Origin of the sequence: Methylobacterium sp. J-088 (genome assembly GCF_022829295.1) — a bacterium.
Lineage (GTDB): Bacteria > Pseudomonadota > Alphaproteobacteria > Rhizobiales > Beijerinckiaceae > Methylobacterium.
Genome location: NZ_JAKSYH010000047.1, coordinates 1 through 12,156, shown reverse-complemented (window position 1 = coordinate 12,156; position 12,156 = coordinate 1). Strand labels below are relative to the sequence as shown.

The following is a 12,156-nucleotide window of genomic DNA, read 5'->3' as shown; positions in this document are numbered from 1 at the left end:
GCGATCAGGACCTTATGGAGCGCACTGGGCGGAAAGAAGCTTTGCGGGCGGCGTTACTTCGGGGCGTAGCGGGCCGGGCCGTGGCACTGCCTGGCGATATGGGTGAGTTTGACCGTCGGGCTGTGGATCAAGCCGATCAGCAACATGCTCAGCGTCTCAGGACGCGATTTGCCCAGGCCCAGATGCGCCGATAGGCTCTCGGTCAGGGCGGTGCGCAGACAAGCGGACATGGGGGGATCCCTTTGGCGAGGAATCCCTCAGTCCACCACGGCGCGCCGCCCGCCGCCACTGTGTCGTGTACCGTGACCGATCGGGACCGCGGATGGGCGCGGCGCTTCAGACTGGGTTTGATGTCCGTGGCGACCTCAGCGAGGCCGACGCATGCTGGCGGAAGGGGTGGGATTCGAACCCACGGTAGAGTTGCCCCCACGGCGGTTTTCAAGACCGCTGCCTTAAACCACTCGGCCACCCTTCCTGGCAGCATCCGCAATTCAACGGTTACGGCGGCGGCCGATCCCCCGTCAACCGGAGAACGGTGGTTGACCTGCGAGACCAATCCGCCTATCCCACCGCCCACGCCAGACGCCGCTGTTCGCAGCGCGGCCGCTCCGACCGTCGTCAAGACGAATGGGTACGGCCTCCGGCCGATTGGGGGATAGTTTAACGGTAGAACGGTGGACTCTGACTCCTCTAGTCCTGGTTCGAATCCAGGTCCCCCAGCCATCGAGTTCAACCCGCCAAGTCCTGCACTTGGCGGGTTTTTTGTTGGCTTCCACGCATTGGGCGGCTGAACGATCCGGTTGGCCTCAAGCGGCCTCGCGATTTGAAACGCGCAGTCATGCAAAGGGGCGCGGTCGGGCTCGACAGCGGCCCATCGCAGCGTCATCAAGCGGTGACCTGACTTTGTCTGCACGTGATTTGAGATTAGGCCGGGCCGCGAAGTCCTGCTCTGACGATCAGCCGAAAGAGCCGGTCGTAAAGGAACCCCATGGCGACCACCCCGGCCGATCCTGTCCAGAACGCTGGCGGCGCCGCGTCTGACCCGAGTACGGGCAGCGCAAGATCGCTGGAACGGCTCGGAGTCCGCTTCACCAATTGGGCAGAGCGCTGGTTCCCGGACGCGTTCATCTTCGTGTCCATCGCGGTGGTCATCGTCGCCCTCGGTGCCCTGACGAACGGCGCCCCGCCGGCCGCCATCGCCAAGAGCTTCGGCGACGGGTTCTGGAGTTTGATCCCCTTCACCATGCAAATGGTCTTCGTCACCATCGGTGGTTACGTCGTCGCCACGTCGCCGCCCATGCAGGCTCTGATCGAACGGCTGGCGCAGGTTCCGAAGACCGGGCGGGGCGCCGTCGGGTTCGTGGCCGGCGCCACGATGATCTCCTCGTTCATCAGCTGGGGGCTCAGCCTGATTTTCGGTGGCCTGCTCGTCCGGGCGCTGGCCCGCCGCACGGACCTGCGCATGGACTACCGGGCCGCGGGCGCGGCCGCTTATCTCGGGCTCGGCGCCACCTGGGCGCTCGGGCTCAGCTCCTCGGCGGCGCAGCTGCAGGCGAACCCGGCGAGCCTGACCAAGAATTTGCTCGCCATCTCGGGGGTGATCCCATTCAGCGAGACGATTTTCCTGTGGCAATCCATGCTGATTGCCGCGATCCTGTTCGTCGTCTCGGTGGCGATCGCGTACGCCTCCGCCCCCCGCCGCGAGACGGCCGTCACCGCCGAGACGCTCGGTGTCCCGGTCGCACGTGAGACGAGCGACATCCCACCCGCCCGCCAGCCCGGCGAATGGCTGGAGCACTCGCCGATCCTGACGATCCTCCTCGTGGTGATTGCGGGCGGGTGGATCGTGCAGGAATTCGCCCGCCAATCCTGGATCGTGGCGATCTCGAACCTCAATACCTACAACCTGCTCTTCCTCACCCTCGGCCTGCTGCTGCACTGGCGGCCGAAGCGCTTCCTCGCGGCGGTCGCGAAGTCGGTCCCGGCCACCGCGGGCATCCTGATCCAGTACCCGCTCTACGCCGCGATCAGCGGCATGTTGACCGGACCGAAGAACGCTGCCGGCACCTCCGCGTCAGATGCGATCACCCACGCCTTCGTCAGCCTCAACACCGCCGGTACCTTCCCGCTGACCATGGGCGTCTACTCGGCGATCCTCGGCTTCTTCGTGCCGTCGGGCGGCGGCAAATGGCTGCTGGAGGCGCCCTACGTGCTGCAGGCGGCCAACGAGCTGAAGGTCCATCTCGGCTGGGCGGTGATGATCTACAACGCGGCCGAGGCGCTGCCGAACCTGATCAACCCGTTCTGGATGCTGCCGCTGGTCGGCATCCTCGGCCTGAAGGCACGCGACATCGTGGGCTTCAGCTTCCTCCAGCTGATCGTGCACCTGCCACTGGTGCTGTTCCTGCTCTGGGCGCTCGCCTTCACGCTGACCTACCATCCGCCTGTGATGCCGTAACGGCGCCGGACTTAGGGCCCGGTAGCGGGGCGCGCATTGACGCGTGCCGCCGCCGGCGCCTAGATCGCCGCATGCGCAGGCGCCCGCCCCGGACGGTCCAAGGCCGCGCGATCCTTTCAGTGATCGCGCTCTACGCGCTGCTGTTCCAGGCCTTCCTGGGTCTCGCCGCGCCAGCCCGCGCCTTCGCGGCGCCCGGTGCCGTCCTGTGCGCCGAGCATCCGGCAGGCGATCCGGACCACGGGCCGATCAGCATCCACATCCACGCCTGTTGCACGCTGGTGCAGGCGGGCAACCTGACCCTGCCGATCTCCGTGTCGGCAGTGCCGGCTTCGGCCATCGGACCGGTCGTACAGGTCGTTTGGCGTCCTGAAGCGGAGCTTCCGAGAACCGGTCCGCCGCCGCGTTCCGGCACGGCACGAGGTCCACCCGCCGCCTGACGATCCCGCCCCGATCGCTCAGGCCCGGACCCATACCCATGTCGACCGTCGTTTCCGGCAACGCCCCCGCCTATGGGGCGCGTACCGCGCTGCGTGCCTCGCGCGAGGCGATCTATCGAGCCGTCTGGCGCTGGCACTTCTTTGCGGGCCTGTTGTGCCTGCCGTTCCTGATCACCCTGTCGGCGACGGGATCGCTCTACCTGTTCAAGGACGAGATCAACGGCAGCCTGTTCGCCTATCGGACGCGCGTACCGGTTCACGAGACGCCGCCCCTCGGTCCGGACCGCCTGATCTTCAACGCGATGCAGGCCGTGCCGGATGCCGGGCCGGTATCGTATACCGATCCCGCCACGCCGGAGACGTCCGCCCTCGTCACCCTCGCGGTGCGGGATCACAGGATCCTCGTCTACCTTGATCCCTATACCGGCGCCGTGCTGGATCGCGTGGCCCGCGACCAAGAGTTCATGGTCGTCCTCCGGGGGTTACATAGTCTTGCCTATCTCGGCGCATTCGCGAACGCCGTGATCGAGGTGGTGGCCGGTTTCGCGGTGATCCTCGTGCTGACGGGCGCCTATCTCTGGTGGCCATGCGGCCGGGACGGAGGGGTGATCAGCGTGCGGGGGACGCCGCGGCAGCGGGTCTGGTGGCGCGATCTGCACGCCGTCACCGGTCTTCTGGCGGGGGGTGGGCTGCTCGTCCTGGCCCTCACTGGTCTGCCCTGGTCGATCTGGTGGGGCCAGCAGTTGCGCGGCTGGTCGAATGCCGCGGGCCTCGGCCAGCCCGCCGCCCTCTGGGCGCATCACCCGGTCTCGACGGTGCCGCTGCGCGACCGGCTGTCCGATCCGGGCTGGACCCTGGAGGACGCACCGGTCCCACGTTCCACTCCGGCCGCCGCGTCGACTCAGACCCTCGGGATCGATCGGGCAGCCGCGATCCTCGCCGAACGCGGGATGCCGCGGGGCTATGAACTCGCCCTGCCGGTCGGGGACGATGGTGTCTACGCCGCCTCGGTCTACCCCCGCGACGTCATCCGCCAGCGGGTCATCGCCCTCGATCAGTATACCGGCGCAAAGCTGCTCGATGTCCGCTTCGCCGATCTCGGTCCGGTCGGCCGGGCGATCCAGTATGGGATCGGCATCCACAAGGGCGAGCATTGGGGCCGCGCGAACCAGTTCGCCATGCTGGCCTTCTGCCTCGCCACGATCCTCCTGGCCGTCACCGCCGGGACGATGTGGTGGAAGCGGCGGCCGGCGGGCGGCCTCGGCGTACCACCCTGGCCGCGGGACCGACGCGTCGTCGCCACGGTGACAATGCTGGTTGCGGGCCTCGGCGCGCTGTTCCCGCTGACCGGTCTCGCCATTCTGGGGATGCTCGGCCTCGACCTCGCTGCCCAGCACCTCCGAAGAAGGGTCCGGGCCTAAGACCAGGCGGACGGGCTCGATGCCCGTGCTGCTCCCTCCGAGATCCAGCGGCCGAAGGCCGGGCCTCCTTGGCGTCGCGCTGATCGCGCTCGCGCTCTGGGTCCAGGCGCTGGCGCCGGTCGCGGCGCTGCGGATGATGCTCGGCGCCCGCGCGGACCTGCCCATCGGGATCCTGTGCGGGCACGGGCCGGATGGTGCCGGTGCGACAGCCTCGGTCGATCAGGAGGATTCGCAGGCGCCGGCATGCGCCCTGTGCCAGCTGTGTCGCGCCGGATTGGCCCCGCCTCCTGTCCCGAACGGATCGACCCTCGCGCGCAGGCTGAGCTGGCGCGCCGTGGCTTGGCCGATCCCGCCGCCCGTCTATGGCCAGCCTCCATCCCGATCGTCCGCCCGTCCCCGCGCTCCACCCGCCGCCGCCTGATCGCTCCTGTCCGCACCGGATGGCTGCCCGCCGTCCGCCACTTTCGATCAGACGAGACCACGCGATGTCCCTGAACCCAGCCGCCTTGCGCCGCGGCACCCTCGCCCTGTTGCTTGCCGGCAGCCCGATCCCCGCGATCGCTGAGACCTCCGTGACGCTGGAGGAACTCTCCGTGGAGGGCGAGGCGCAGCCTGCCAATGGCCGGGTCAGCCCGGGCGCCTTCGGCGTGGCCGCACCGCCGGGCTCGGCACCCGTCGTCATCGAGCACCCGGTCGGCGAAGTCGTCACCGGCATCGGCCGCGCCAACACCATCGCGGACCGGCCCGCGACCAGCATCGGTTCGGTGCTGGTCAACAGCCCCGGCGTTACCGTGCGCCAGGGCAATGGCGGTCGCGACGTAGTCATCTCGATCCGCGGCAACAACGCCCGCTCCACCGGCGTGATCAAGAACACCATCGTGCTGGAGGACGGGTTCGTCCTGACCCAGCCGGACGGTGCCTCGCGCTTCGATCTGACCGATCCCCGGGCCTACAGCCGCATCGACGTGTTCCGCGGTCCGCAATCGCCACTGTTCGGCAACTACGCCACTGGCGGTGCGATCGCGTTCCGCACACGGACCGGCCGGGAGATCGACGGCTACGAGATCGGCACCGATGCCGGCAGCTTCGGGTATCTCAGCCATTCCTTCACGGTCGGCGGCGTCAGCGGCCCGGTCGAGATCAGCCTGTTCGCCAGCGATGTCCGGGCCAACGGCTATCAGGACCATTCCGCCTACGACACGCAGACCATCAACCTGCTTGCGAGCTACACCCCGACGCCGGACAACCGCTTCACCCTCAAGGTAATCAACAACACGCTCGACACCAATCTCGCGGCCCGGTCCTCGTTGGCGCAGTACCGCATCAACCCGTATCAGCGTGGCTGCGCTGCGGCGGCCCGTGCGGCGCCCGGCTGCACGACGTTCGCCCTGTTCCGCAACGGTGCCTTCGGCGCCACGGTGCCGGTCACCGCCGACGAGGGCGGCTTCGGGCGCAACGACCGCCGCACCGTCGTGGCGGCGCGCTGGGAACATGATCTCGACGCCTTCACCACGTGGCGGACGCAAGTCGGCTTCGACGAGCGAAACTTCAACCAGCCGTTCTACGTGAATGCCTTCCTGGGGTCGTTCCCATCGTGGAACGTCATAAGCGACCTCACGCGGCGCGGCGACCTGTTCGGCCTACCAGCGGTCGGCTACGTGGCGCTCGCTTACAACACGATCGACAACCACACCGCGACCTACAACCGGGCGCCCTATGGCGGCCCGCGGCTCGGGGCACTGATCGGCGATCAGGCGGCGGTGCAGTCGAATTTCGGCGGGCGCGCGCGGCTCCAACTCGCCCTGTCGGACCGCTGGACCGGCGTGCTCGGACTCAGCGCCGAGAGCACCGCCATCACAGGCCGCAACCTCGCCTTCGGCTACTCGGCGAGCGGCACGACCCGGACCATTGCGGCTGCCGACCGATCGTTTCTCAATGTCGCCCCCGAACTCGCCGTGGTCTACCGGCCGGACGAGGCCTGGGCGTTCCGTGGCCGGGTCGCCACGGGATACGCCACACCCGCCGCCTCCAACCTGTTCGTCACGGCGGCCGGGTTGCCGGGCAACAACACCCAGCTCCAGACCCAGGAGAATCTGGGCTTCGATCTCGGTGCGGATTGGAGCCCGGTCGAGGCTCTGCGCCTCAGCGTGACCGGGTTCTACGAGTTTTTCCGCAACGAGCTGGTCTCGCAATCGCCCGGGGCGGGCCTGCAGACCTACACGTTCAATGCTCCGGCCTCCGAGCATCGCGGGATCGAGGTCGGCGCCGATTGGGCCTTCGCGCCCGGCTGGCGCGGGACGCTGGCCTACGGCTTCGACGACCAGATCTACACGCGTTACACCGAGCAACTCAGTGCCGGCAGCCTGACGCGGCGGTTCGACCGGGCGGGCAACCAGATCCCCGGCGTGCCGGCTTACCAGCTCCTGGCGCGCATCGGCTACGACGTGCCGGCTGGTCCGTTCGCGGGCCTGGGCGCCTTCGTGGAGACCGTGGTCCAGGGCGATTTCTACCTCGACAACGCCAATCTGCTGAAGGCACCGGGATACGCCGTCGTCAACGCCAATCTGCACTACGCGACGGAGTTGAGCGGCGTATACGCCAAAAGGTTGAGCTTCTATTTCGAAGTTCGCAATCTATTCGATACGATTTACGTCGCATCAGCACAAAATCTTTCCAACTCGATCAGCGGAACGACCGGTATTCAGAACAATGCAGCCGTTCTGGCGAGCACGACGGGATCGGTGTTCGCGGGTGCGCCACGCAACATCGTCGGCGGGATGCGGCTGTCATTCTAGAAACCGTGTTCGGGCTGCCGCGTGGCCTTACGGCTGAGCTTGGATTACGCTACGGGCTGGGCAATCGGTCATGTCGCGTGCGTGCCGCTCGGCCCATCCGGCCGGTCGATGAAGTTCGGGGATCGGATGAGGCGGCGAACCGTGATCGCTGGGTTGCCTTGGCTCCTGTCGAGCCCGCCCCTCGCTGCGTGGGCCGACGTGTCGAGGCGCGTGGTGGCACTCTGGCCGTTCCCCGAGGGTGACGCCGAGGGCCAGGCATTGTCGGCGGCGTTCGATGCGGTTCTGCGCGATCATGGACAGAACGATCTCGAACTCGACCATCGCTGGAAAGGCGCCGATCGCGAAGATGTACGTGCGCTCGCCGCCGAAGTTGTGCGGTCCGAACCGCGTGTGATCGTCACGTATCTCAACGGGCAGTTGCGCTCGGTCGCCGGGCTGACCCGAAGGATCCCGATCGTTTTCGTCGGAGCGGCCGATCCGGTCGGCTCTGGCTTGATCGCAAGCCTGAAGCGCCCGGGGGGAAACATCACGGGCTTCACCCTGTACGAATCCTCGCTCGGCGGGAAATGGCTCGCCGTCCTCCGGGAAGCGGTGCCGACGATCCGACGGGCGACCCTGCTGCTCAACCCCAGCGCAACGATGCGCAGCGGCTATCTCTACGCGAACGCATTCAAGAACGCCGCAACCGCCCTCGCGATCGAACACAGCATCGTCGTCGCCGAGAAGGCCGAGGATATCGAGCCGGTGATCGCGGATCTCGCCCAACACGGACAGGCGGGGCTCATCGTGGCACCGGGCGCTTTCAGCGAGGCCAACGGGGATCACCTCGTCGCGCTGACCACCCGACACCGGATCCCGACCGTGTTCGCCATCCGCCGCTTCGCCCATCGCGGGGGTATGATGTCCTACGGGCCTGATCCGGCCGAGGTGGTCCGTCGGGCGGCCCTGTACGTCTATCGCATCCTCCACGGTGACAATCCCGGATCCCTCCCCGTCCAGACGCCGACCAAGTTCGATCTCGTCGTGCATCTGACCACCGCGCGCGCCCACGGTTTCGAAATCCCCTCTGCGCTGCTCACTCAGGCGGACGAGGATGTGGAATGACGGGTCCCGACGCACCTCACGGTGCCCGACCGAGACGGTTCGGTCTGCCGTTGTCGGCGAAATTCGCGGTCGCCTTCGTGGGCTTGGTAACGCTGGTGCTGCTGATCAACGGCGCGGTCGACCTGACGCTGAACTTCCACGACGCGAAGGACAACGCGATCGCGGTGCAGCGCGAGAAGGCGCACGCGGCCGCGGAGCGCGTCGATGCCTTCGTGTCCGAGATCGAGAATCAGATCGGGTGGACGACCCGGGCCGAATGGCGCCGCCTGTCGCCGGACCAGCAACGCTATGACTTCATCCGCCTGATGCGTCAGGCACCCGCCATCACCGAGGCCGCCTATCTCGACCAGAACGGGAAAGAACAGCTGCGGGTCTCGCGCCTTGAACCGGACGTGATCGCGAGCGGGAGGGATTTCTCGACCTCACCGCGCTTCACGGAGGCGCTCAAGGACAAGACATGGTTCGGACCGGTCTACTTCCGCCGGGGCTCCGAACCCTACATGACGGTCGCGGTCGCGCATGCCGGGCGTGAACCCGGGGTGACGGTCGCGGAAGTCAATCTGAAGCTGATCTGGGATGTTGTCGGCACCGTCCACAACGGTGAGGGCGGCTACGCCTTCGTCACGACGTCGACCGGACGGCTGATCGCCCACCCGGATCTCAGCCTCGTGCTGCGCGACACCAACCTGTCCGATCTGCCGGCCGTCGCCGACGCCCTGTCCGGAAAGGGCGGCGCGCGCGACGACGGGCTCGCCAAGTGGCTCGACGGCAGCCTCGTTCTGGCGGCGCACGCCCCCGTGGCCCGGCTCGGCTGGATCGTGTTCGTACAGCTGCCGTTGCGCGAGGCGATGGAGCCGCTCGTCGAGTCGGTGATCCAGACCTTGTCGCTGATGGGCCTCGGCGTGCTGATGGCGACGGTGGCCGGCACCTTCCTGGCCCGGCGCATGGTGGTGCCGATCCGCCAGCTCGAGGACGGGGCGGAGCGGTTCGGCGCCGGGGATCTGTCGGAGCGCATCGTGATCCGCACCGGCGACGAGATCGAGACCCTGGCGCACCGGTTCAACGCGATGGCGAGCCGGATCCAGGAATCCTACGAGACCCTGGAGGCCAAGGTCGAGGAACGGACCCGCGATCTCAACGCGTCGCTCGACGACCTTCAGAAGGCCCAGAGCCGCCTGGTCCAGTCCGAGAAGCTCGCCTCGCTGGGTCAGCTGACGGCCGGCATCGCGCACGAGATCAAGAACCCCCTGAACTTCGTGAACAACTTCGCGTCGCTCTCGCAGGAGCTTGTGGACGAGCTGAACGCGATGCTTCAGGCGATCGACCTCGACCCGAAGATCCGCGCGGAGGCCGACGAGATCGCCGAGCTTCTGACGAACAACCTCGACAAGGTCGTCCAGCACGGGAAGCGGGCGGACTCGATCGTCAAGAACATGCTGCTGCACTCGCGCACCGGATCCGGCGAGCACCGCCCCGTGGACATCAACGCCCTCGTCGAGGAAAGCTTGAACCTCGCCTATCACGGCGCCCGCGCCGCCAAGCCGAGCTTCAACGTGACCCTGGTGCGCGACTTCGACCCGGCGGCCGGACTGGTCGACATCTACCCGCAGGAAATCACGCGTGTGCTCCTGAACCTGATGTCGAACGGGTTCTATGCCACCGAGAAGCGGACCGACGGGGCCGAGCCCGGCTACGCGCCGACCCTGGCGATCTCAACGCGCGTCCACGGCGATACGGTCGAAATCCGCGTCCGGGATAACGGGACGGGGATCCCCGAGGGCGTCAAGGCCAAGATGTTCGACCCGTTCTTCACCACGAAGCCGGCCGGTGAGGGTACGGGGCTGGGCCTGTCGCTCAGCCACGACATCGTGGCGAAGCAGCATGGCGGGACGCTCGACGTCGCCACCGAGCCCGGTCAGTTCACCCAATTCACGATCACGCTGCCGCGCGGCGGCGCAACGACCGTGGCCGCCGGTGCGGGCGTGCCGGCGCGCGAGCCCGAGAGCCACCCATGAACGTCCTGATCCTCGTCGTCGACGACGAACCCGATGTCACCGAGCTGTTCCGGCAGCAGTTCCGCCGCGAGTTGCGCGCCGGCCGCTTCGAGATGGCCTTCGCGCATTCGGCTGCCGAGGCCCTGGAGCGGGTGCAGACGACGAACGGGCCGAACCTGCTCCTGATGTTCTCGGACATCAACATGCCCGGGATGACAGGGCTCGAACTGCTGCCGCTGGTGCGTACGGCGCAACCCGATGTGCCGGTGATCATGATCACCGCCTATGGCGACGCCGAGACGCGGGAACGGGCAGAGGCCGCCGGGGCGGTCGGGCTGATCACTAAACCGATCGATTTCACCCTGCTCAAGGCGGAGATCGAACGGCGGCTCGCCCTGCGCGCGGGGACGGCATGACCGAAGGTTTGCCAAGCGCCAAGATCCTGGTCGTCGACGACGAACCGGACCTCGAAACGCTGATCACCCAGAAATTCCGTCGCCAGATCCGGCAGGGCGCAGTCACGTTCCTGTTCGCGCATGACGGACAGGAGGCGCTGGACAGTCTCGCCGCGCATCACGACGTCGACATGGTGGTGTCCGACATCAACATGCCACGCATGGATGGGCTGACGCTGCTCACCAAGCTGCAGGACTTCGCCGAGCGGCCATCGACCATCATCGTGTCGGCCTACGGGGACATGGCCAACATCCGCACCGCGATGAACCGCGGCGCCTTCGATTTCCTGACGAAGCCGATCGACTTCGTCGACTTGGAGACGACGATCGAGCGGACCCTCCGGCATGTCGCGGCGCTGCGCGAGGTTCGACGGCGGAAATCCCTGGCCGAACGGGCGCATGCCTCGCTGGCGCGCTACTTCTCGCCGAACCTCGCGGAACGGCTCGCCGGAGATCCCTCGGGCCTGGAACTCGGTGGCCATCGCCGCGACGTGGCTTCCCTATTCACCGACATCGCCGGCTTCACCAGCCTCGTCGAGAGCCTCGACCCAACGCTGCTGGCAGAGATCCTGAACGGCTATCTGGCCGAGATGACCGACGTCGTGTTCGCCCATGAGGGAACAGTGGCCAAGATCGTCGGCGACGCGCTCCACGTCCTGTTCAACGCGCCCGGCGATCAGCCGGACCACGCAGCCCGGGCGGTGGCCTGTGCCGTTGACCTCGATCAGGCGGCCGAAGGTTTCCGCGCCCGCTGGTACGAGCGCGGCATCGCATTCGGGATGACACGGATCGGCGTTCATGCCGGGCCGGCCATCGTGGGCAATTTCGGGGGCGGCCGCTATTTCGACTACACGGCTTATGGCGACACCATCAACACGTCAGCGCGGTTGGAGAACGCCAACAAGGCGTTCGGTACGCGGATCTGCGTCAGCGAGACGGCGGTGGCCCGTTCCGGGGCCTTCCGCGGCCGGCCGCTGGGCGATCTGCTGCTGCGCGGCAAGCAGGAGGCTTTGCGCGCCTTCGAGCCCCTGACGGAGGCCGGTTATGACGATACGGCCTTGAACCAGTACCGAGACGCCTACGCCAAGCTGGAAGCCGGTGACGTGGGTGCTCTGGCGGCCTTCGCCGCCCTGGTCGGACTGCGTCCCGACGACGGCGTGGCCGCCTTTCACCTGAAGCGCCTCCTCAATGGAGCGAATGGCACACGGATCGAGGTCCGCTGAGGGAGCACCTGTCTCGGCCTTCCGCTCTCGAAGGCTGCGTCGTCGCTCGCAGTGCCAATCGGCGTGGCGAGGCACTCGATCGGGGTGATGCGCGGCGGATCTGCGCATCACCCGTAGCATAGGCTTGATCAATGCTTGCCGGTGATCTTGTCGGCGAGGGACTTGGCGCCGTCCTTGACGTCGCCGGCGGTCTTCTGCGCCTCGCCCTTCAGCTCCTGCACCTTGCCCTCGGCCACCAGCTTGTCGTTGCCGGTCACCTGGCCGGCCGC

The 12,156-nt window shown here is 67.4% G+C and carries 11 protein-coding genes and 2 tRNA genes; 10 read left to right on the top strand and 3 right to left on the bottom strand.

The window, feature by feature from the left end:
- Nucleotides 1-53 precede the first annotated feature (53 nt).
- Nucleotides 54-230, bottom strand: a complete 177-nt coding sequence (locus MKK63_RS04950; RefSeq protein WP_243999256.1) for a hypothetical protein — start codon at nucleotides 228-230, stop codon at nucleotides 54-56.
- A gap of 155 nt (nucleotides 231-385) precedes the next feature.
- Nucleotides 386-475, bottom strand: a tRNA-Ser gene (locus MKK63_RS04945).
- 174 nt (nucleotides 476-649) lie between these two features.
- Between MKK63_RS04945 and MKK63_RS04940 the strand changes: the two genes are divergently transcribed.
- The 10 genes from MKK63_RS04940 (at nucleotide 650) to MKK63_RS04895 (ending at nucleotide 11,887) form a co-directional block, all read left to right on the top strand.
- Nucleotides 650-723, top strand: a tRNA-Gln gene (locus MKK63_RS04940).
- 265 nt (nucleotides 724-988) lie between these two features.
- The gene (locus MKK63_RS04935; RefSeq protein WP_243999254.1) at nucleotides 989-2,458 is read left to right on the top strand and encodes a short-chain fatty acid transporter; all 1,470 of its coding nucleotides are present in this window, start codon (nucleotides 989-991) and stop codon (nucleotides 2,456-2,458) included.
- A gap of 71 nt (nucleotides 2,459-2,529) precedes the next feature.
- Nucleotides 2,530-2,895, top strand: a complete 366-nt coding sequence (locus MKK63_RS04930; RefSeq protein WP_243999252.1) for a hypothetical protein — start codon at nucleotides 2,530-2,532, stop codon at nucleotides 2,893-2,895.
- Between the two features lie 38 nt (nucleotides 2,896-2,933).
- Nucleotides 2,934-4,316, top strand: a complete 1,383-nt coding sequence (locus MKK63_RS04925; protein ID WP_243999250.1) for a PepSY-associated TM helix domain-containing protein — start codon at nucleotides 2,934-2,936, stop codon at nucleotides 4,314-4,316.
- 19 nt (nucleotides 4,317-4,335) lie between these two features.
- Nucleotides 4,336-4,737, top strand: a complete 402-nt coding sequence (locus MKK63_RS04920) for a DUF2946 family protein (protein WP_243999248.1) — start codon at nucleotides 4,336-4,338, stop codon at nucleotides 4,735-4,737.
- 64 nt (nucleotides 4,738-4,801) lie between these two features.
- The gene (locus MKK63_RS04915) at nucleotides 4,802-7,111 is read left to right on the top strand and encodes a TonB-dependent receptor family protein (RefSeq protein ID WP_243999246.1); all 2,310 of its coding nucleotides are present in this window, start codon (nucleotides 4,802-4,804) and stop codon (nucleotides 7,109-7,111) included.
- 126 nt (nucleotides 7,112-7,237) lie between these two features.
- Nucleotides 7,238-8,215: an ABC transporter substrate-binding protein gene (locus tag MKK63_RS04910; protein WP_243999245.1), complete on the top strand. Its 978-nt coding sequence runs from the start codon at nucleotides 7,238-7,240 to the stop codon at nucleotides 8,213-8,215.
- Complete coding sequence (locus MKK63_RS04905; protein ID WP_243999243.1) at nucleotides 8,212-10,230, top strand: ATP-binding protein; 2,019 nt, start codon at nucleotides 8,212-8,214, stop codon at nucleotides 10,228-10,230. Before MKK63_RS04910 ends, MKK63_RS04905 begins: the two co-directional genes overlap by 4 nt.
- Nucleotides 10,227-10,625, top strand: a complete 399-nt coding sequence (locus tag MKK63_RS04900; RefSeq protein WP_243999241.1) for a response regulator — start codon at nucleotides 10,227-10,229, stop codon at nucleotides 10,623-10,625. Before MKK63_RS04905 ends, MKK63_RS04900 begins: the two co-directional genes overlap by 4 nt.
- On the top strand, nucleotides 10,622-11,887 hold the full coding sequence (locus tag MKK63_RS04895; protein ID WP_243999239.1) for an adenylate/guanylate cyclase domain-containing protein: 1,266 nt from the start codon (nucleotides 10,622-10,624) through the stop codon (nucleotides 11,885-11,887). The genes MKK63_RS04900 and MKK63_RS04895 overlap by 4 nt, the downstream gene beginning before the upstream one ends.
- A gap of 128 nt (nucleotides 11,888-12,015) precedes the next feature.
- Here MKK63_RS04895 and MKK63_RS04890 read toward each other — a convergent pair.
- Nucleotides 12,016-12,156, bottom strand: a 141-nt coding sequence (locus tag MKK63_RS04890; RefSeq protein WP_243999258.1) for a CsbD family protein, incomplete at its 5' end; no start/stop codon positions are given.